This window comes from Croceitalea sp. MTPC5 (assembly GCF_036985505.1).
Classification (GTDB): Bacteria; Bacteroidota; Bacteroidia; order Flavobacteriales; family Flavobacteriaceae; genus Croceitalea.
Genome location: NZ_BTGQ01000005.1, coordinates 13,173 through 33,772, shown reverse-complemented (window position 1 = coordinate 33,772; position 20,600 = coordinate 13,173). Strand labels below are relative to the sequence as shown.

Genomic DNA, 20,600 nt, shown 5'->3' with positions numbered 1-20,600 from the left:
TAGCTCACACTGTCCAATTTAATGCTATTGCCCGTTGAGTTGTTTCTGTATCTCTTCAAATGCCATATCCAATTGCGGATGGTTGCCTTCCAATCGATCCTTAAAATTCTTTCCGACAAAAATATCTGGTTTGACCCCTTCTTTTTCCAAATTTTTACCATCTAAGGTATAGCAACCCCATGAGGGCAAACGATAGAACGAACCATCGACTAGACCTTTACCCGATGTAAAAACGATCCAGCGATACGTTTCGGTACCGATAAGCTTTCCAAGCCCCAGTTCTTTAAATCCGGCTGATGTCATTTCCGCGTCACTTAGCGATTGTTCGTTGATCAAGACCACTATGGGTTTTGCCGCAGGGGCAAAATTGGGCTGTGGCGCTAATTTGCCTTCGCGATATTTCCAGTTTAAATAGGGTTTTTGTGATAAAAATTGCAGCACTTCATCATGCACATTGCCCCCGGTATTATAGCGTAAATCTAAAATTAATGCTTCCCTATGGCTGGCTTCTGACACCATTTCACGCTTAAAACGTTCCAATTCATTGCCCCCCATATTTTTCATATGGATGTACGCTACCTTTTTCCCACTTTTTTGATCCACGTAGTTTTGATTGGCATCCATCCATTCGTCATAAAGTAATCCTCTTATTTGATAGGTTCGAATTGGATGTATTTTAACTGTATGCAAAGCTCCGTTTCGCTCAAAAGTCAATTGCATTTCTTTATCTAAAGAGGGACGTATGAAATAAGATTCCCGATTGGTGTCTTCGTCGATTTTTTCATTATTTATGGCAATGAGTTTATCACCAACCCGGATGTTTTTACCAGAAACATCTGCGGGCCCATCTTTTATGATATGTGATACGGTATAGGGTGCGGAATTCGAAAATTGAATTCCTACCCCCTGGGTAACCGTTTTGTAAAAGGTATTCTCTTCTTCTCCCCTCGAACGAAAACCAAAGTGTGAGGTATTCAATTCACCGAGCATGTCATTGAACAATAAGCGCAACTGCGAGCGTTTGGTGATATACGGCAAAAAGGCCTCATATTTTTTCTTTAAGGCGGTCCAATCTTCCCCATGGAAGTCTTTATCATAAAAATTCTCTTCAAAACCAGCCCACGCCTCATAAAACATTTGATGAAATTCGTTAGAGAGGTTTCTTCTGAAGGTGTAGTTGATATCGATTTTTTCGGCTTTATTGTTGGCGACGTCCAAGGTATGGATGTTTCCTTTTGCCAAAATATAATGCGAATCCCCAGCTGATGAAATTTGATATCCGTTGATTTCTTCATCCAACAGAACTTCAGTTTTATTTTTTTCAAACGGTTTTAGTGTGGTCTTCCACAATTTAAACTTCCCCTCATCATGATTGCTCATGTATATGACATAAGTCGTTTCATCTTTAGACACTGTATGAGGACTATATTGCAATCCAAATGCGGGACTGATGCGAACCAAGCGTTCCATGAGTCCTTCTTCATTGATTTTTACGGACGGTTTTTTCTTTTCTTCTTCTTTTTTGGAATCCTTTTTATCGTCATCAGCTTTTGGTTCGTCTTTAAAAAGCTTTTCATATTCATCTAAAGTGTATGGGTTCTCATATTTATCAAGGGCCATTTGATAAATATGGGCATCTCTCAGCCCATAAGGATAACTGGGCTTAGTGAGATTTGAGCCAAAGTACAGGTATTTACTATCAGAAGACCAGATGGGATTAGTTTCTGTGACACCGGTTTTAGTGAGATTGGTTACTTTTTTGTCGGCAATGCGAACGGTAAAAACATCTTGTTCAAAATTTCGATAAGCATTGTACAGCACATGGCTTCCATCCGGTGAAAAATAGGGTTGGGGAGCATATAAAGCCCAAAACTCATCTTTTACCAGTACCTCACTTTTAAATGTTTTAAGATCAAGCAACCGCAGTTCATCGCGACCACTGATGTAAACTGCTTTTTCTTGTTCAGCATCAAAGACTATATTGACATTGTTTCGAAGGTCTTTGGTGTGTCTTTTTTCTTTTTGCGAACCATCTGCGGCAATGGTAAATAGATTGGTATAACCACCATCGGTTCTGGAGAACAATATGGTTTTGTTATCCTTTAACCAAAGCACTTCTTGAACACGTTCTGTAGTATTCGTGGGGATATGTTTAACAAACTTGCCCTTGACATCAGAAACAAAGAGTTCTCCCCTTGATACAAAAGCCAATTTTTTAGTATCAGCGGATATCGAAAAATTCGTGATATTGCCATTGGTTTTAAAATCTTGTTCTTTATCCAATAAGCTTTTATTGGCCAGTTGAACAGCGATCTTTTCCGTTTTCTTACTGGCGACATCATATAAGAACAATTGATAATCTTTGGTAAAGACCACCTTATTTCCGCTTGCGCTAACCTGCGGCCTGCCAATGGAAGTATCAAAAGAGGTCAATTGATTTTTTTGGTCTGATAGATGGTATAGATTGTATTCCCCATTGGCTTCATCAGAAACAAAGTAGCGTTCGCCATTTCTGTCGATGGTTGCCCACATATCCTTTCCGATGTAAGAGGTGTATTCTTTATAGGCTTTGGTATCAGGTTGATACGACTTGATATTGGGGTTATAAGCACCTTTATATCGCTTGCGGTTGGTAAAGAACTTACTCTCCCAAGACTCATTAAAAAAGATCTCATTGGTCTTCGGATGCACTACAATATTGTGTGCATTGTTAAAATAATGCTGAAACAAACGTTGTGGAGTGCCCCCATTAATGGAAACCTTATAACCTGCAAATCGATTCTCACGCCCAGAGGTAAAGTAAATCTCAGATGAGTCCCAAGACCAGCTATCGACCTCATCGGCACTATCATGAAATGTTAGTTGTTTTATGGTGCCACCCTGCATTTTCATTAGATAAACATTGGCATTGCCATCTGCCGTTCCCGTAAAAGCCAACCATTGTCCATCAGGTGAAATTCGAGCTAGGGTCTCATCACCGGCCATACCGGTCAAACGCGTGGCCACCCCACCATTAGAAGGTATTCTCCATAAATCACCATCATGACTAAAAACAATGGTCGAACCATCGGGAGTCAATGTGGGGTCTAAAAGAAAATGGGGTTCTTGGGCGGTCAGTGTAACTATTGCAAAAACCCAAAGAAGGGTAGCTAGTCTTTTGTAGTACATTTGATTTGTTTTTTGATCTCGCTGAAGTTACAAAATTTAGCAGCGAGGTATTTGACCATACTTCCTTATTTTTACAAGCCTATGTGCTGATTATGAAAAACCAGTTATTGCTTTTACTTATTTGTATTGTCCTTTTCATAGGCTGTACTGAAAAAAAAGAATCAATGAAACCGCAAACACTTTTCGTAGGTACGTATACCGACGGGGATAGTGAAGGAATTTACAAGTTGACCTTTGACCCCAACAGCGGAAAATTAAATGACCAAAAACTGGTAGCGGAGCTTCCCAATCCCTCTTTTTTGGCTATTTCCAAGGATAAAAAAAACCTCTATGCGGTGCAAGAGACCGCAGATTTTGATAGTCTGGGAGGTGGTGTCACGGCATTCCGATTAAAGGAAGGGTCCCTTGAATTGCAAAACAGTTTAGGTACCCAAGGGGCACACCCTTGTCATGTGGCATTGTCGAATGATGGTCAACTGGCGGTTTCCAATTATACAGGAGGGAATTTGGCAGTGTTTGATTTGAATGAAGACGGAAGCTTAAAACAAAATCCTCAGGTAATCGATCACAAAGTGTTGGATACCGCTAAAACGGCCCATGTACATAAGGCGCATTTCAATTCGGACGGATTGTTTGTCGCTGATTTGGGATTGGATGCTGTTAAACGGTATTCAAGAAATGGGGAGAAATGGGTCAATGCCCATCAAGCTTCATTGGATATGTTGGCTGGGGCAGGTCCGCGTCACTTTACTTTTAACAAAGACCAAGAATTTCTTTATATCATTAATGAGCTGAATTCGAGCATAACCGTGTTACAGCGAGACGATGAAGGCAGTTATAATGAATTGGAAACTCAAAGTACCTTGGGCGAAGACTTTGATGACGAGAGCTTCTGTGCAGATATCCATTTATCGGCAGACGGTAAATTCTTGTACGGTTCAAACCGGGGCGAAAATACCATAGTGATCTTTGCGGTCGATGCTAAAACGGGTAAACTTTCGGTAGCGGGTCGAACTGCTGTCGAAGGCGATTGGCCCCGAAATTTTACCATGAGTCCAGATGGAGGGTATTTGCTTGTGGCGAACCAAAGAAGCAATAACATTTCCGTATTTAAAAGGGATTCCAAAACTGGATTGTTGATGTTTACAAGCGAATTTAAAATGGGAGCTCCGGTCTGTTTGGTGTTTAGATAGGGTTTTATTTCTATTCTTCGCATGTAGTTTGTTTTGTCATTCTGATGAGGAGTATGCGACGAAGAAGAATCCCACGTACTGTAGCCATTCGAGTGAGAAATACATGTTGTATGAACAAAGTGTGCGGGGATACTTCGTACCTCAGTATGACATAAATAGATGCAATTTCTACCCAAAAAACAACTCATGCAGGTATCTTCCTGGAGCCAAGGTGAACCCACCTGCGATCATAATGGCCCCAATATAAAGCAATACCATTTTTCGTTGATGTGATTTCACATTTCCTTTTCTGATTGCCGCATAAGCCGTAGGTACGGTCCAAAGTGTGAGAAAACTGAAAAGATGTATCCAACCAAAATGGTTGAAGAACTGTGGACCAACCAAGGCGGGCATAAATAGGGAAATACATGCCGTAATGAGCATTAATACCATATAAATCTTACCCAATAATCTGTGAATTGGCGTTCCTTTAGTGACCAGCAACAAGTAGGCCCCTAAAAAGATACAGGGAACCACGGTAACCAAATGGGAGAACATTAAAATATCATAATACATAGTACTTGTTTACTTGGCAAAAAAGACTATCAGGGCAATGATGAGTACTATAAAAACAACGGTAAAGAAAATCTTCCAGAAACTATAAGGCCTTGATCCCGAAATAGTGCCGTTCTCCCCATTGATAAAAAAATTGTACTGCTTGCCGTTAAAGCGATAGGCACTCACATAAATAGGGAGCAAAATATGTTTAAACGTTTCTTCTGATAATTGCATGTCCATACTGGTTACCCTTTGGGTATCACCACCGATATCTTGTCGGCACCAGCGCTCGGCAATACGCTTTGCTTCACCTTTGGCCGATAGATGCCCTTGTTTTAAGGGAATCGTATACTTTTCGGTAACAAATCCCCTTAAAAAACTACTATGGAAAGGTTGCAGCAACTTGAGGTTCCAACGTGCGATTTTTGAGGGTACCCTTCCTTTTCGTTGTTGTGAGGCTTTGACCAAGGTGTCATCAACAAAGCCAGATATTTGACCAGAGGCCGCATACCAACGAGTTTTTCGAACACGCTTGGTAATCATTTTGCCCTGTGAATCACGCACCCGTTTGGTCTCATAATAGTATTCTCCACGCTGCCCAGTGTAACGCGCTTGCAATTGCGCATCAAAAGTCCAATAAGGCAGGTAAAGCCCTTTGGTGAATTGGGGGTCTAAAGCTGCTTTTTTGAGGTTGTTTGGTGCGAACCAAAGTTTGCCCACCCAGCGTTTGAAAATTTGAAACGACTTCTTTTGATCCAATTGAAAGGGCAATACCGCACCTGGTAAGATCCAATCTTCTTTATAAGCGTCTTCGAGAACCAAAGGCATACTGCAATACACGCAATGCAGTGATTTATAGTTTTCTTCTATATGCTGGTTTGCACCGCAGTTTTTACAGTGCAACATCGAAATTTCCTCACTGTGTTTTTGGGCGCCCATTTGGTTGAGGTACGGATACAGCTCCAGCTCTTTAAATCCATTCTCATCAACGGTTATTTCTTCTTTGTGCCCACAATACTCGCAGCTTATGTTTTTGGTGCCGGGTTGGTACTTTAGCTCTGCCCCGCAATTGATACAAGGTTTTTTGAGCTCGGTATTTTGAATTTTTTGTTCCATATTGCGAGGCGCTGGGCGACGAAGTATTCGGCCAAACTATTTAGAAAAGTTCAGCAGATGACTTCGCTTTGCTCGTAATCTCTTTTAAGAATTCGGCAATGGCGGCGGGGTATTGCCTCCTAAGAACGATTTTAATTCCTCCACTTCTTTCAAGGCCGTCCAAGTCGCCATACCCTGTTTCCAAATCAGGCTATCGCGATTAATGGTTCGTCCTGCGAACAGCGCTTTTAATTGATCGAAAGAAACAGGACCTTGTTGCGTGCCATTGGCAGCATAAAAATAGTTCACTTGAACTGGCATTGGTGGGGGCATCGCACCACCTGCTTGCGGCATTGCTTGCTGACCTCCCATCTGTGGACTCATCATACCGCCCATTTGCTGCGCCAGTACAAAGCCCATTCCCATGCCCATACCGGCACCGGCGGTTCCCCCTTCATTTTTGGCGGCTGCCTCGATGGCTTTGGCAGTTTTAAACTTGGTCAGCTTATCAAGGTCTAGTTTATCGATTCGGCTGTATTCGAAGATTTCCTTTTTAAGGTCTTCGGGCATGGAGACGTTCTCAATGTAGAATTTCTCCAATGAAATCCCTACCGATAGAAATTCTGGTTCCATGACCTCTTGACAGGTTTTGGAAAGTTCTGAGGTGTTGGCGGCATATAACTCTATGGGCAGATTGGCCTCACCAACGGTGTCGGTAAATCGGGTAGCAATCAAGCTTTTTAAGTGTTCATTGATTTCGAAATTGGTGAAATTGTTATCCGTTCCGACAATATCGATAATAAATTTACCAGCATCTGCAATTTTAAAGGCGTAGGTGCCGAAAGCACGGATTTCAACCAGGCCAAAACGGTCATCGCTAAGGGTAATCGGGTTTTTGGTGCCCCATTTTTCATCGGTGAACAAATGGGTATTCACAAAGTAGACCTCCGCTTTAAATGGCGAATTGAATCCGTATTTCCATCCTTTTAAAGTAGTCAGGATCGGTAGGTTTTGTGTTGTCAAGTCATAAGTGCCTGGCGTAAACACATCGGCTAATTGGCCTTCGTTCACGAAAACCGCAGTTTGTCCTTCGCGAACAATCAATTTTGCCCCATTCTTTATTTCATTTTGATAGCGCTCAAATCGATGTGCTATCGTGTCATCGGTATAGTCGAGCCATTCGACAATGTCAATAAACTCATGACTGAGTTTTTCTTTGATTCTACTGAAAATATCCATGAATAGTGTTTTATAGGTTGATAATTTAAAGCTAATAAAAATGCCGTTAGCCAGCATTAAATACGTAGAAAACTAGAAAGTTTTGTTACAAGGTAGTTGCAATTTTTTAAATTTTATCGCCAATTGAACAAATGTAAATGGGTTCATTACCAATGTTCGGTACCTGGCTCACCTTTAAAGGGTCCGGTTAAATTCTTAGTGATCCAACCTGCATAAAATTGCCCGGGCTGGGGAATTACTTTTTCACCGTCCACAAAACAATCTAAGTATTGCGGATAAAAAGCAAAGTAATCTTTTAAATCTTCATAGGGTTCAAAGGGCTTTGCATAAGACCAGGCCACGGGTCTTAAAGGGTCTTCTATGAGTGCCCAGTATTGGGCTTGACCTTTCCATTCACAAAGTGATCGTTTGTTGGCAATAGCCACTAGTGCCGAATGGCTGACGTCTTGTGGAGGAATGTAATAGGTTGGTGGACTGGCGGTCTCAAGTATGGCAAAACCGTTTTTTGAGGTGGCAATAGGTATTCCTTGATGATATACTTGAAGGGTTTGTGCTATCCGATCTAAGGCGGGAGGTCGCGGAAAATCCCATACCGATAGTTGTCCTTTTTTTGGTGATTCTGCGAAAGGGGGGCGTTTTGAACCATTATACGCCCACTTCTCCCGAGCTTTCAAAAGCCAGTCTGGTATATTTTTTTTAGACGAACTGTTTGCTGATTTCATATGTTCTACTAAGAGGTCGGCCTAGAGCATTCCTAAATAGTTCAAGATAAGCACTAAAGAGAGTACTAAAAAGCTAAACGCAGGAAAAGATTTTTTTAATGGATCATGTACCCTTAAATGCATGCCAATAGCACCTGCCATTAAAACTGCCATCAACACCGCTGCATAAATCGTAAGTGACCGAAACCATATGGAAATCAAGAGGACCGAAGCACTGAGAACCTTTAGGCCACCAATTACGTACATCACGGTTTCAGAAAGATTATAGGTTTTGAACTCTTCGCGCATGCTAGAAGCCTTTCCTCCGCGCCACACAGTGGGCTTGTTGAATCTAATAAACCATACATTAATAATACTAATGAAAATAAAAATTTTGATGCCTACAACTAAAAATTCCATTTTGTTTAATTAATTTTATGAAAAGCTAAACAAAATAGATGGTATATCCAAATTTTTCTGAATTCTCTACAAGTCTGACGCTGCTCCTATTGTTTTCTGCCATTTCTTTTTTCGGTTTTGGGATCAGTTGCCTGATTACACCTTATATGGTTCATGAATTCGAACGATACGGACTGCCCAAATACCGGGTTTTGAATGGTTACCTTCAGATTGCTGGAGCCCTTGCCCTTTTGGCCGGTTTTTACGAAAAATCATTTGCCATATTGGCCAGTGCTGGTCTAGCCATATTGATGTTGTTGGGTTTTGGTATCAGGATAAAAATACGCGATGGAATAATGAAGGCTTTACCGGCATTGTGCTATTTGGTCTTAAATACTATAATACTAATTAGCCTTTTAAAGACTCGATAGACATAAACTACTTTAAATTTATAAACTCAGATCAAAATGAAAGAAAAACAAAAAGCGATAAATGGAAAGGCAAAATCAGAAAAACCGTTGTTGGCAGATATGCATTTAGATGGTGTTCGCTTTGACCGTCGTATTTTAGCAGCGAAAAGAAATGAGGATACTTACAACATGGATCCCGTTGAACTAAAACAAAAAAAACCAGGTGAATAAGAATGTACTGGGCACTGAATTACAACTTTGTTGCAATGCCCCCAAAACAGGGTTTTACCGTGACGGTTTTTGCCGAACCGGGCCTGAAGATGTGGGTACCCATGTGGTCTGCGCTATTATGACCGAAGAATTTCTTGGCTATACCAAGGCACAGGGGAATGATTTGAGTACGCCTGTTCCAATCTATCAATTTCCCGGGCTTCAACCAGGCGATAAATGGTGCCTTTGTGCCTCTCGTTGGAAACAAGCTTACAAAGCCGGTAAGGCCCCCGAAGTGATTTTGGAGGCAACCCACGAAAAGGCCCTACAGCTAATTGAATTCGAATGGTTGTTGGAACATAAATATGCACCATATGATTAAGGCAGTACTTTTTGATATGGATGGGGTCATTATTGACTCAGAACCTTTACATCAAAAGGCCTATCATGGTATGTTCAAAGCGGTAGGCATTGAAGTTTCCGCAAATTTATATGAAAGCTTCACAGGTCAAGCCACCTTGCACATTTGTAGACAACTGGTCAATCATTTTAAATTACAACAAACCCCAGAAGAATTGGTCAACATTAAGCGGCGTATTTTTAAGGACCTGTTTTTTAATGACCCCGAGTTGGATTTAATTCATGGGGTTCGTGAACTGATTCAAGACTACCATAAAAACGGACTCACCTTAGTGTTGGCAAGCTCGGCCTCCATGCCGAATATCAATAACGTTTTTACGAAGTTTGATTTGAACCAATACTTTAAAACAAAATTAAGCGGGGCGGATTTAAAAGCATCAAAACCGCATCCTGAAATTTTTATCAAAGCGGCAGAGGCTTCCGGTTTTCGCAAAGAAGAATGTATGGTCATTGAGGATTCTACCAATGGAATCAAAGCTGCCCATTCCGCGGGAATTTATTGCGTAGGCTTTAAAAGTCCACATTCCAAAAATCAAGACTATACCTTGGCCAACAAAGTAATCACCTCTTTTAAAGAAATATATTTTGCTAAATTAGATAAGCTCTAAATCGGCAGCCAAAGTATGGGCCGCAGCTTCGCCAGAGGCCATGGCGGCATTCAAAGAACCACTCAATATGTAGTCACCGGCTCTAAAAATGCCATCGGAAACTTTGGCTCGGTCGCTTGACAGCTGCATCTGAAGTTGTGTTGTATCGGGTAGTGCCCGTTGAATGGTATACTTTTTCAAAAAGGATTTGGCTGCAATGCCACAATGCAATTGTAATTCTTCACAGACCTTTTTCACCAGATCATCTTCATTCAATTCGTGTGCTTTTACAACCGTCACGGACAGTACGGGGTCTCCTCCGGCTTTTTGTTCGAAAGGATAATACAGGTTGTTGATCAGTGCGTTTTCATCAGCTACCAAACCAATGATTCCCGCTTCAAAGGTGTGCGTGTCAACGGTAAAATAGAGATTGTCACAGCTTTTCCAATTTACGGAACCCATATCGATAGTGCCCGTTTTTGGATGCAGCGGAACGGTAACCAGTGTGGCATCACTAGGCAATACCTCGCCATCTGCCAAAGTAATGAGGCCAGCTTCTACCCTAACAACCTTCGTGTCGTATCGGAATTCACTTTTTTTCAACTGGTCAACCAGCTGTGTTGAAATAGCACCTATACCCTTTTGTGGAACGGCCGCATAGCCTTCGCCAAACATCTTAAAGACAAATTCAAAAAGTCGGGATGAGGTTTTCAATTCTTCCTCTAAAAAAATACCGGTAAAAAAGGGTCTAAAAAAGTTGGTCATGATTCGGTCTGAAAATCCAAAACCTTTTAGGTAGGCTAAAGTGCTTTGTTCTTTGGAGGAAAAGATCTCGGCTATGGATTTCTTTTTGAGGTGTCGCGTCAACTTAAAGATTTTGAGTTTATCGCCGACAGAACCGACGGTTGCGAACAGGGTGGGCCATAAGGCTGAAATATCGCGTAAAGGATCACCGATTCGTTGTTTGTTGCCATTTTTAAAAATCAGGGCACCGGGTTTGAACTGTTTTAGATGTAACGTATCGTAATCTAAATGTTTTTGTGCTTGTGGGTATGCGGTCAACAAAACCTGAAAACCATGGTCGTAGAGCACGCCATCAATGGTATCCGTCTTTACGCGTCCACCAGGGGAATCCGTAGCCTCTAAAAGTACAGGTGAGTATCCTTTCGCCTCTAAGGTTTTGGCAGCGATCAATCCGCTGATTCCTGCGCCAACAATATGGACTTTTGCTGATTTGTTTTTCATGGAATTCATCAATTAAAAACAAAAATAAGCGGTTTTAGTATAAAGAAGTCTTAATTTTTGATAACGGCTATTGCCTCAATTTCGACACCCCAACTAGGCGCCCCAAGAGTCTCGACACCTACTAAAGTGCTTGCGGGCATATCGGTATCACCCAACAATTCTTTGCGCACGGCCCGAAAGGTATCTAAATATTCAGGTTGGTAATTGACTACAAAAGTGCTGTATTTGACCACATTTTTAAAAGTAGCGCCGGTATTTTCCAAGGTTTTTAAAAGATTACTAATGGCATCACGAAATTGCGCTTCAAAGTCTTCTCCCTCACCAACTTGCCCCGAGATGTAAATGGTCTGTACACCATTATTCTCGACAATGACAGCTTCTGAATATCCCTGTCTTGGGTCAACGTGGGTTTTTGAAAACGTTCTCGATTCAGTGCTATTTTCCGGTATCGGTTGGGAATCGGTCTTACAGCTCAAACAAATCAGGAGTATAATAACAAGATACGGTTTCATGGGTTCTCATTTTAACCTCAAGATACCGGTTTTTCAGTTGTACGGAGCTTGTTTTTCAATACTTTTTTCTGAACAGATTTCTAGTTTTTTCAAAAATATTCGGCTTTTCTATGATCATGACTTCACCCATGATATGAAGTTCTTCTTCTAATGATACATTGAGATCGTTGGAATTTAAATTAATAGTACGGCAAGTACTTTCAAAACCAATATGGCTGAAAACCAAATTTTTATGTTTTTCTACAACGGCTAATGGAATAGTCAACTCGTACTGCCCAAGGGAATCGGTTTGGGTACTGATTTCAGTGCCATCCAGCACAACACGTGCGCCCACCAATAATTGTGTTTTGTTACTGACGACCCCTCTTATCACCATTGTATTTTTAGATACGGGTTGTACGGCGATACGTCCTAATATAAAGTCGTCTTTCATTTCATGAACGGGCAGTGGTTTTGTGGTTTGGGAAGTTGCAGCTGTGGGAATTGTTAAAGCCAGTAAAGAGGTGAAACCCAAAATTGCTGCATTACGCTGAAAATTACTTCTAGTTATTGACGGTAATGGGGTATCTAATTGTTCGGGTTTAAAACGGCCGCAAATATTTTGATTGGTGTCGAGTTTGCGTGCTAATTCTGTTTTTGAGGTATTGGTAAAATCCAACACTTCTTTGGAACAGCTTTGGCAGAAGGCCCCTTTTTGGGTTGGTGTCATTTGGTTCCAATTTTCAGAACAGGGTTTGGGGATACTGATTTTTAAGCTCATAATGATTTTTCTATGCCCCTAAACTAACCTTGGCACACTTGTTATAAAAACAATAATGAGTGAACGATCCATTATAATGCGTAAGTAGACCTTAAGTGGGCAGTATGAGGTAAGGAATCCCTAAAAAAGCGAACCAAATGATTCCGTACTTTGTAAGTCATGAAAAAGCGAAAATTCAAAATCAGCGATATTTTATTCGGACTTTTCATCCTATTGCTATTGGTGCCGCAGACCCGAAAACCAATTCAGGTGGCACTGAATAGTTTAAAAGTAATAGTTTGGACCCCTTCGGCCTTAGCTGAGGAATATCAAACCCAGATTGCCCCTTTTGACTATCAGTTGGCTACAGTTGACGGTGCGGAAACCTCGATTTCTATTGGCAAGGGTAAAGTGACCTTTATTAGTTATTGGGCAACTTGGTGCCCCCCTTGTATTGCCGAATTGCCCAGTATTCAAAAATTATATAACGATTACGGAAATCAGGTTGATTTTGTATTGATTACAGATGAAAGTGTAGAAAAAGTGAAAGCCTTTTTAGCAAAAAAGCAATATGAGTTGCCCGTTTTTATATCACGAATGCCCGCTCCGACCATGCTTTCAGAACCTAGCATTCCTACGAACTACCTAGTTGATCAGAATGGGAAAATAGTAATCAAAGAAAAGGGTGCCTCAGATTGGAACAGCAAAAAGGTTAGGGAGGTTCTGGATGGACTTCTAAAATAAACAATTGCTATTTTTTGATTTTCTTGGCTTCTTTTAAAAGCTTCAGTACCCTTTCTTTTGGCAAGGCTTCAATAGATCGACCTTTGAAACCAGTAGTGGTTTCAGCAACAAAAAGGGAGTTCAAAATAGCTTCTTCGGTCGCTTCGATGGCCGCTAAAAATAGTGGGGTCATTGCTTCATTTCGTAAGGTTGTTGTGGTGTGGGTCATTGCCTCACTTTGATAAGGGATGCGGCAATTCTCGGCAGTTGAAACCGCAATCACGTAATCACCACTACCATTGCTGGCAATGCCGCCCGTTTTTGCAAGCCCAAGCATTGCCCGTTTGGCCAAACGTTCTAAATTTCTACTATCTAGCGGGGCGTTGGTCATAATGACCATCATACATGAGCCATCGGCTTCATACTTAAAGCTATCGGAATAGCGTCCTAATTTTTTGCCGACGGCAACCCCATCGACTTCGAGCACCCCACCAAAATTGCTTTGTACCAGAACGCCGAAGGTATAGCCCCCGGCCTTTGCAGGGAGTACCCGAGAAGCCGTACCGATACCTCCTTTATAGCCAAAGCAAATGGTTCCAGTTCCGGCACCTACATTACCTTCCAATACCACTCCAGAGTTCGAACTGGCAATGGCATCCAAGACCGCTTTTTCATCAATATGGCGACCCCTGATATCATTTAGATAACCATCGTTGGTTTCCCCGACCACTGCATTTACGGAACGCACATTTTCATTTTCTGGTAATGCCAAGGTATAATCCACCAATGCATTCACGGCCGTTCCTACACTTAAGGTATTGGTCAATACGATGGGCGTTTCCAAATTTCCCAGTTCTTTGACCTGTGAGTAGCCGGCTAATTTTCCGAAGCCATTACCGATATAAATGGCCGCAGGCACCTTCTGTTGAAAAAGGTTTCCGGTATGCGGTAAAATGACGGTGACGCCCGTTCTAATAGCTGAGCCTTTACTTATTGTAGTATGACCTACTTGTACCCCTGGCACATCGGTAATGGCATTTAATGTTCCAGGTTTTAAAACCCCGATTTCAATACCATGGTCACGAACCCGATTTTGGGCTTGCCCAAGGGAGGATTGTCCTATAAAAAGTACTATTAAGATTGATATGGTCGCCTTCATGTAATGTTTCCGTGTTGTTCTAGATTTAAAGCTAGTTAAAATGATCTGCATTCATTCTTGATTTCGATTACTGAGGTTGCTCAGGGGGCCATCTCGATAATTCCGCTTCTGCGGCTAAATAACCAAAACCGGCCCAATTGCCCTCTTCTAAAAGGGTTTCGTAAAGTGTCTTGGCCTTTTCTAAATCCCCATTATAATGATACCAATTTGCTACCCCATAGCGCACTGCTTCACTGGCACCTGCAGCGCCATTTCCTATGGGATTGTTTTCATCCAAAAGCCCTTTATAAAATAGTAATAGTTGATGGTACCCCTCATTTTCCAAAATGTTCATTTCGGTTATAATGGGTCGTAGTACTTCTTGCGCTTCTTCTTTTTTTTCCATTCTGCGCAATATCATGTACAACCAATGCGCCGTCGCTACTCGCATATCGTCATTGGCAGAAATAGCATAGCAACGTTGAAAATTTTTCAATGCCTCTGGCCAGTTTGCCTTTAAATAATAGGCAAGGCCTAAATGGTAAAAAATATTGGTATGTAAACTTGAAACGGGCTGGTTGAATCTATTAGGAATACCATCAGGTTCGATACGGTCTTTGGTTCCATCAATCAATAGGGCAGCTTTTTCAAAATCTGAAATGGCCTTGTCAAGTTGCCGTGTGCTGATGTAACGATGTCCTCGATGTCGATAAAAACGCGGATCTTCAGGAAACTTTTCGATTCCTTCGCTGAAAATGGAGAGGGCTCTTTGATAATCGCCTAAATAGGCGGTACGTCTGCCATACCAAATAATGGTTTCAGGGTTATTGCCATCGTGTTGGTATTCATGTAGCGCTTCAAGATAGTTATTGACTATCAAAGAGTCTTTGAAGGTTATTTGCGCACTAATTAGCGATTTGTTAAGCAAAGATTTTCCTTGTAGGGTGTCAATTTTCACAACCGTTTCTTGTGGAACTTTTACTGCCTTTTTACAACTAGAAAAGAAAAGAGCGAGTAAAACAATGACAATGTAGTTTTTCATGATGTCGGGTGTTGGCATAAATGGAACAAGGTATTTTCACAATAAATTATTCCTATCCACACTAAAATAAGGAATCCTTTTTTTCTTACTTTTAGAGGGACTAATTCAAATGGTGTTTTGCCCGCAATTACAGTCATCTTATAGCTAAGTATTGATATATGTGATTGTCAACCAACCACCAACCAAAAAGAAGACTACAATGAAAACTTTGCTCCCAAAGGTCGGTATGCTCTTGCTGACGTTTTGCCTTTTTACAATTTCAACAAATTCACAACGAAGAAAATCCAATGCGACACCTAAAGTTCCTGCGGAGCTGTATTCAAGTATAGAATACCGTTCTATTGGGCCACATCGCGGCGGACGTTCGGCTGCCGTTACAGGTGTGCCTGGTGAACCCAATCTTTTTTATTTTGGGGCTACTGGTGGCGGGGTCTGGAAAACGCTTGATGGTGGCCGTACTTGGGCGAATATTTCTGATGGGTATTTCGGGGGTAGTATTGGTGCCGTTGAGGTTTCTAAAAGCGACCCTAACGTTATCTACGTCGGTGGTGGTGAAAAGACGCTTCGGGGAAATGTTTCCAGTGGGTACGGTATTTGGAAGACAGAGGATGCGGGTAAGACCTGGACCTCGGCAGGACTCAAAAATAGCCGTCATGTACCACGTATTCGCATTCATCCAACAGACCACAATACCATATACGCTGCCGTATTGGGAAACATCTATAAACCGACCCAAGATCGTGGGGTTTATAAGAGCACTGATGGTGGAAAAACGTGGAGCAAGAAATTATATGTAAATGACCAGTCTGGTGCGGTAGATTTGACATTTGACCCCAACAACCCCAGAATTTTATATGCCTCAACATGGCGCGCACAACGCACCCCATATTCGTTAAGTAGTGGAGGCAAGGGTTCCGCACTTTGGAAAAGTTCGGATAGTGGCGAAACTTGGACTGAAATTTCTAAAAATGAAGGTTTTCCAAAAGATACTTTGGGTATTATCGGGGTAACCGTTTCACCAAAGAATAGCGAACGTGTTTGGGCCATTGTAGAAAATAAAGAAAAAGGAGGATTGTATCGTTCTGAAGACGGCGGAAAAACATGGGCCCAAGTCAACAGTGAACGTAAGCTACGTCAACGTGCTTGGTACTACACCCGCGTGTATGCCGATACCGAAGATGAAGATGTGGTCTATGTACTTAATGTACGTTACCATAAATCTACCGATGGTGGTAAAACCTTTAATACCTTTAACGCCCCTCATGGTGACCACCATGACCTTTGGATAGCCCCAGAGAACAGTAAGCGCATGATTATTGGCGATGATGGGGGAGCCCAAGTTTCTTATGACGGGGGTGAAACATGGAGTACCTATTACAACCAGCCTACCGCACAATACTATCGCGTGACTACGGATAATGCCTTTCCATACCGCATTTACGTTGCACAACAAGATAATTCAACACTTCGCGTGAACCACCGTTCTGATGGCAGTTATATTACGGAAGATGATTGGGAGCCTACCGCAGGGGGAGAATCGGCACATATTGCCATTGACCCGACCAATAATGAAATAGTATACGGGGGAAGTTACGGAGGCTTTTTAACCCGGGTGAACCATGATGCCGGAACGGTACGGGGAATCAACGTGTGGCCCGATAACCCTATGGGTTATGGCGCCGAGGGAATGAAATATCGTTTTCAATGGAATTTCCCTATTATTTTTAGCAAGCACGACCCAAAGAAATTGTACACTTTCAGTAACCATGTGCATATGTCGACCAATGAAGGACAAAGTTGGCAATTATTGAGTGGTGATTTAACCAGGAATGATCCCGATAAATTGGTCAGTAGTGGCGGCCCAATTACCCAAGATAATACGGGGGTAGAATATTACTGTACGATTTTCGCTGCAAATGAGAGTCCGCTCAAAGAAGGCCTCATGTGGGTCGGTAGTGATGATGGCTTAATCCATATTACCAAAGATGGAGGCCAAAATTGGGAAAATGTGACACCGACCAATATGCCCGAATGGAATATGATCAACAGCATTGAACCTTCGGCTTTTGATGAGGGAACTTGCTATGTAGCGGCCACCCGATATAAATTAGGGGATTTTTCGCCCTACCTCTATAAAACCACTGATTATGGTAAAAGTTGGAAAAAAATAACGAACGGTATAGAAAGTGAGCATTTTACACGTGTCGTTCGCGAAGACCCAAAACAAAAGGGCTTGTTGTATGCAGGTACGGAAACAGGGATGTATATCTCTTTTAATGACGGTACCAGTTGGGAGAAGTTTCAGTTAAACCTTCCCATAGTTCCGATAACCGATTTGGCAGTTAAAGACAATAATTTAATTGTAGCGACGCAAGGCCGTAGCCTTTGGATTATTGATGATCTTTCCGTATTGCACCAGACCAAAACTTCTGATGCCGGTGCAGCAATGAAATTGTTTGCGCCTAAAGACAGCTATCGAACCAAAGGCAGGGCAGCAAGCAAACCAAGTTTAACAGCTGGTCAAAACCATCCCAATGGTGTGGTAACCCATTTCTATATAAAAGATATGTCTGAGAAAGACAGTATTAGTCTTACTTATACCTCAATGAAAGGAGATACTTTAGCCAATTTTAGCACTTTGGCAAAAGAGAAAGACAAAAAGTTGAAAGTTGAAAAAGGGGGGAACACCCATGTTTGGAATACCCGTGGCAAAGGAGCTGAAAAATTAAAGGGCATGATTTTCTGGTGGGCGAATTTTAATGGTGCAAAAGCGGTACCGGGTAGTTACAAAGTACATTTGAACGTTAACGGCGATACACAAACACAAACATTTAAAATAGTTGCTGATCCACGTGCAGAAGTTTCGGTTGCCGATATGCAAAAGCAATATGACTTTATTACAAGCATCAACACTACGGTAGACAAGGCACATAAATCCATCAAAAAAATTCGGGGAATCAATAAAAAGTTAGCGGCATTTGCGAAACAATACAAAGGCAATGATGCGACGAAAGATTTGGTCGAAAAGGCTAAAAAGATGAAGGAAGGATTTGAGGAAATTGAAAAAGCACTTTATCAAACAAAAAATAGAAGTAATCAAGATCCACTTAATTTCCCTATTCGCTTAACGAACAAACTTGCCCACTTAAATAGCCTTGTGAGCTTAGATGATTTTCCACCAACGGCCCAAGATATTGCGGTCAAAAATGAAATGACAACAAAAATCAATGCGCAGTTACAGGCATTTGATGCTATGGTTGATAAAGAAATGAAAGCGTTCAATGCGCAGTTCAATGCCCTGAATTTAGAGTATTTGAGTGTAGAGGAATAGGAGTTCAAAAACTTTTCATCTTGTATGGAGCAGGGATGTGGCCGTTTTAAATGTAATCCAACGCCGCAACCCTGCTCTTTTTTTAACCTAGATTTGTACCGTATCAAGCTAAAAAATGACGATTGATCCCAAAGCGTTTTACAATTCCCAAATCCTTAAGTTTCAACAAGAACTCGAGGGTCTAAAAGTCAAACTGAATACTTCCAGCACCTTAAGATTACTTCTCATAGCCCTATTGGCGGCCACGGTATATTTTTTATGGGAAAACACGCAGCAATTATTGGTCGTAAGCTTGGTTATAATCGTACTGTTTGTGTTTTTGGTAGTACGGCACAATGGCTTGAAATATCAGAAAGATATCTTGAAGGCCCTGATTTTACAAAATGATGTTGAACTAAGGGTTTTACAGCGTAATTTTCATGGCCTCCCAGATGGGAATAGCTACAAAGACCCCGCGCATCCTTTTAGTCAAGATATTGACTTGTTCGGCAAAGGATCATTTTATCAATATATGAATCGCACCTCCCTTAAAAGCGGTGCCGATACCCTTGCAAGACTGTTATTGTCAAATGATATTAAGACCATCGGTGAAAAGCAGGCTGCCATCAACGAATTGTCTGAAATGCCTGAATGGCGCCAAAAGTTCGGTGCCGTGGCTTCTTTGGTAAAAACTGAAGTTAGTGCTGAAAGCGTCGTTCAATGGTTAAAAGGATATAAGTCTTTTTTGCCTAAAAAGGTAAGGCTACTTAGCGTATTGTTTTCCTCTATATCCATTTTAAGTTGGGTGTTTTATTTTTTGGATTTGTTGTCAGGGTACGTGGTTTTTATGGTATTTCTTGTGGGATTGGGAATCACCGGGCGCTACCTCAAAAATGTGGGACGATTAGCCGCACATACCACTCAAGCCCAAAGCACGTTTCGCCAATATGCCAAACTTATTTCGTTGTTGGAAACGCAAGATTTCACCTCAGTGCTATTGCGTAACCAAAGGGGTGCTACTATTGGGGATTCAATGAAGGGTTCAAAAATTTTAAAACAGTTCTCTAAATTATTAGACGCCTTAGATCAGCGAAATAATATTGTCATTGGCATCGTTGCCAATGGATTCTTATTGCGAGACCTGTTTGTGTGTAAAGCGATTGAGCAATGGATTGAGACCTACCGAGATTCGGTTCCGAGATGGTTTGATGCCATAGCGTTCTTTGATGCCTATAACAGTCTGGGTAATTATGCCTTTAACCATCCTGATCATACCTACCCAAAAATCACGACTTCTGAAAATACCTTGATTTGTAAGTCAGCAAGGCATCCTTTATTGAATCCAAAAAATGCCGTAGCCAATGATTTTACCATAGGCACTAGTGAGTTTTTTGTGATTACAGGGGCAAATATGGCCGGTAAAAGCACTTTTTTACGTACCATCGGCTTGCAACTGTTGATGGCAAATGTGGGTTTGCCCATTTGTGCGGATACTGCTAGTTATACCCCCATCAAGTTAATCACTAGCATGCGAACTACCGATAGCCTCACTGATGACGAAAGCTACTTTTTCAGTGAACTGAAACGGTTGAAGCTTATTATTGAGACCATAGAAAAAGAACCTCATTTTATCATTTTAGATGAAATATTGAAAGGGACCAATAGTACTGATAAGGCCACGGGTTCCAAAAAGTTCATCGAGAAATTGGTGGGCTTGAATACTTCAGGATTAATCGCAACACACGACTTAAGTCTTTGTGAAGTAGCGAACAGCCTTAATGCCGTAAAGAACTATTATTTTGATGCTCAAATTGTAAATAACGAACTCTTTTTTGATTATACCTTTAAAGAAGGTGTTTGCCAAAATATGAACGCAAGTTTTCTGCTTCACAAAATGGGTATTGTAGAGTGACATTCAAAAAACCATCAACC

19 protein-coding genes are annotated in these 20,600 nt (G+C 41.5%); 8 read left to right on the top strand and 11 right to left on the bottom strand.

Going from position 1 to position 20,600, the window contains the following annotated elements; genetic code table 11:
- Nucleotides 1–24 precede the first annotated feature (24 nt).
- Nucleotides 25–3,168, bottom strand: coding sequence for a S41 family peptidase (locus tag AACM45_RS15390; RefSeq protein WP_339143830.1), 3,144 nt, complete (start codon nt 3,166–3,168; stop codon nt 25–27).
- Nucleotides 3,169–3,332: 164 nt separating this feature from the next.
- Between AACM45_RS15390 and AACM45_RS15385 the strand changes: the two genes are divergently transcribed.
- Complete coding sequence (locus tag AACM45_RS15385; protein ID WP_339143829.1) at nt 3,333–4,361, top strand: lactonase family protein; 1,029 nt, start codon at nt 3,333–3,335, stop codon at nt 4,359–4,361.
- A 168-nt stretch (nt 4,362–4,529) separates the two neighbouring features.
- On the opposite strand, the gene AACM45_RS15380 is transcribed toward AACM45_RS15385, so the two are convergent.
- The 5 genes from AACM45_RS15380 to AACM45_RS15360 form a co-directional block, all read right to left on the bottom strand.
- On the bottom strand, nt 4,530–4,916 hold the full coding sequence (locus AACM45_RS15380) for a DUF2306 domain-containing protein (protein ID WP_339143828.1): 387 nt from the start codon (nt 4,914–4,916) through the stop codon (nt 4,530–4,532).
- Between the two features lie 9 nt (nt 4,917–4,925).
- Entirely contained in the window at nt 4,926–6,014 is a 1,089-nt protein-coding gene (locus tag AACM45_RS15375; protein WP_339143826.1) for a DNA helicase PriA, read from the bottom strand.
- An 84-nt stretch (nt 6,015–6,098) separates the two neighbouring features.
- Nucleotides 6,099–7,232 (bottom strand): SPFH domain-containing protein, encoded by a 1,134-nt coding sequence (locus AACM45_RS15370; protein WP_339143824.1) that lies wholly within the window; start codon nt 7,230–7,232, stop codon nt 6,099–6,101.
- Between the two features lie 146 nt (nt 7,233–7,378).
- On the bottom strand, nt 7,379–7,954 hold the full coding sequence (locus AACM45_RS15365) for a DUF427 domain-containing protein (protein WP_339143823.1): 576 nt from the start codon (nt 7,952–7,954) through the stop codon (nt 7,379–7,381).
- Nucleotides 7,955–7,975: 21 nt separating this feature from the next.
- Entirely contained in the window at nt 7,976–8,353 is a 378-nt protein-coding gene (locus AACM45_RS15360; protein WP_339143821.1) for a DoxX family protein, read from the bottom strand.
- 38 nt (nt 8,354–8,391) lie between these two features.
- On the opposite strand from AACM45_RS15360, the gene AACM45_RS15355 reads away from it, so the two are divergent.
- The 4 genes from AACM45_RS15355 to AACM45_RS15340 are packed head-to-tail and all read left to right on the top strand — an operon-like array spanning nt 8,392 to nt 9,980.
- Nucleotides 8,392–8,763 carry a DoxX family protein gene (locus AACM45_RS15355; protein WP_339143820.1) on the top strand — a complete coding sequence of 124 codons (372 nt, stop codon included), beginning with the start codon at nt 8,392–8,394 and terminating at the stop codon, nt 8,761–8,763.
- Between the two features lie 36 nt (nt 8,764–8,799).
- Nucleotides 8,800–8,973, top strand: a complete 174-nt coding sequence (locus AACM45_RS15350) for a hypothetical protein (RefSeq protein WP_339143819.1) — start codon at nt 8,800–8,802, stop codon at nt 8,971–8,973.
- Nucleotides 8,966–9,334 carry a DUF2237 family protein gene (locus tag AACM45_RS15345; protein ID WP_339143818.1) on the top strand — a complete coding sequence of 123 codons (369 nt, stop codon included), beginning with the start codon at nt 8,966–8,968 and terminating at the stop codon, nt 9,332–9,334. Before AACM45_RS15350 ends, AACM45_RS15345 begins: the two co-directional genes overlap by 8 nt.
- A complete protein-coding gene (locus tag AACM45_RS15340) occupies nt 9,327–9,980 on the top strand; it encodes an HAD family hydrolase (RefSeq protein ID WP_339143817.1) in 654 nt (217 codons plus the stop codon). Before AACM45_RS15345 ends, AACM45_RS15340 begins: the two co-directional genes overlap by 8 nt.
- Here AACM45_RS15340 and AACM45_RS15335 read toward each other — a convergent pair.
- From AACM45_RS15335 to AACM45_RS15325, 3 genes are read right to left on the bottom strand one after another with little or no spacing between them, the layout of a single operon-like run.
- A complete protein-coding gene (locus tag AACM45_RS15335) occupies nt 9,966–11,204 on the bottom strand; it encodes an NAD(P)/FAD-dependent oxidoreductase (RefSeq protein ID WP_339143816.1) in 1,239 nt (412 codons plus the stop codon). The two genes, AACM45_RS15340 and AACM45_RS15335, sit on opposite strands and share 15 nt — an antisense overlap.
- A 50-nt stretch (nt 11,205–11,254) precedes the next feature.
- On the bottom strand, nt 11,255–11,716 hold the full coding sequence (locus AACM45_RS15330; RefSeq protein ID WP_339143815.1) for a RidA family protein: 462 nt from the start codon (nt 11,714–11,716) through the stop codon (nt 11,255–11,257).
- A gap of 55 nt (nt 11,717–11,771) precedes the next feature.
- The gene (locus tag AACM45_RS15325; protein WP_339143814.1) at nt 11,772–12,476 is read right to left on the bottom strand and encodes a carboxypeptidase-like regulatory domain-containing protein; all 705 of its coding nucleotides are present in this window, start codon (nt 12,474–12,476) and stop codon (nt 11,772–11,774) included.
- 159 nt (nt 12,477–12,635) lie between these two features.
- Here AACM45_RS15325 and AACM45_RS15320 point away from each other — a divergent pair, with 159 nt between their 5' ends.
- Entirely contained in the window at nt 12,636–13,199 is a 564-nt protein-coding gene (locus AACM45_RS15320) for a TlpA family protein disulfide reductase (RefSeq protein ID WP_339143813.1), read from the top strand.
- Nucleotides 13,200–13,206: 7 nt separating this feature from the next.
- Here AACM45_RS15320 and AACM45_RS15315 read toward each other — a convergent pair whose 3' ends face one another.
- Nucleotides 13,207–14,388: a DmpA family aminopeptidase gene (locus AACM45_RS15315; RefSeq protein ID WP_339143812.1), complete on the bottom strand. Its 1,182-nt coding sequence runs from the start codon at nt 14,386–14,388 to the stop codon at nt 13,207–13,209.
- A gap of 16 nt (nt 14,389–14,404) precedes the next feature.
- Nucleotides 14,405–15,358: a tetratricopeptide repeat protein gene (locus AACM45_RS15310; RefSeq protein ID WP_339143810.1), complete on the bottom strand. Its 954-nt coding sequence runs from the start codon at nt 15,356–15,358 to the stop codon at nt 14,405–14,407.
- Between the two features lie 199 nt (nt 15,359–15,557).
- On the opposite strand from AACM45_RS15310, the gene AACM45_RS15305 reads away from it, so the two are divergent.
- Together AACM45_RS15305 and AACM45_RS15300 are read left to right on the top strand one after the other, a co-directional pair.
- Complete coding sequence (locus tag AACM45_RS15305; RefSeq protein ID WP_339143809.1) at nt 15,558–18,689, top strand: WD40/YVTN/BNR-like repeat-containing protein; 3,132 nt, start codon at nt 15,558–15,560, stop codon at nt 18,687–18,689.
- A gap of 115 nt (nt 18,690–18,804) precedes the next feature.
- Nucleotides 18,805–20,580 carry a MutS-related protein gene (locus AACM45_RS15300; protein ID WP_339143808.1) on the top strand — a complete coding sequence of 592 codons (1,776 nt, stop codon included), beginning with the start codon at nt 18,805–18,807 and terminating at the stop codon, nt 20,578–20,580.
- Nucleotides 20,581–20,600 lie beyond the last annotated feature (20 nt).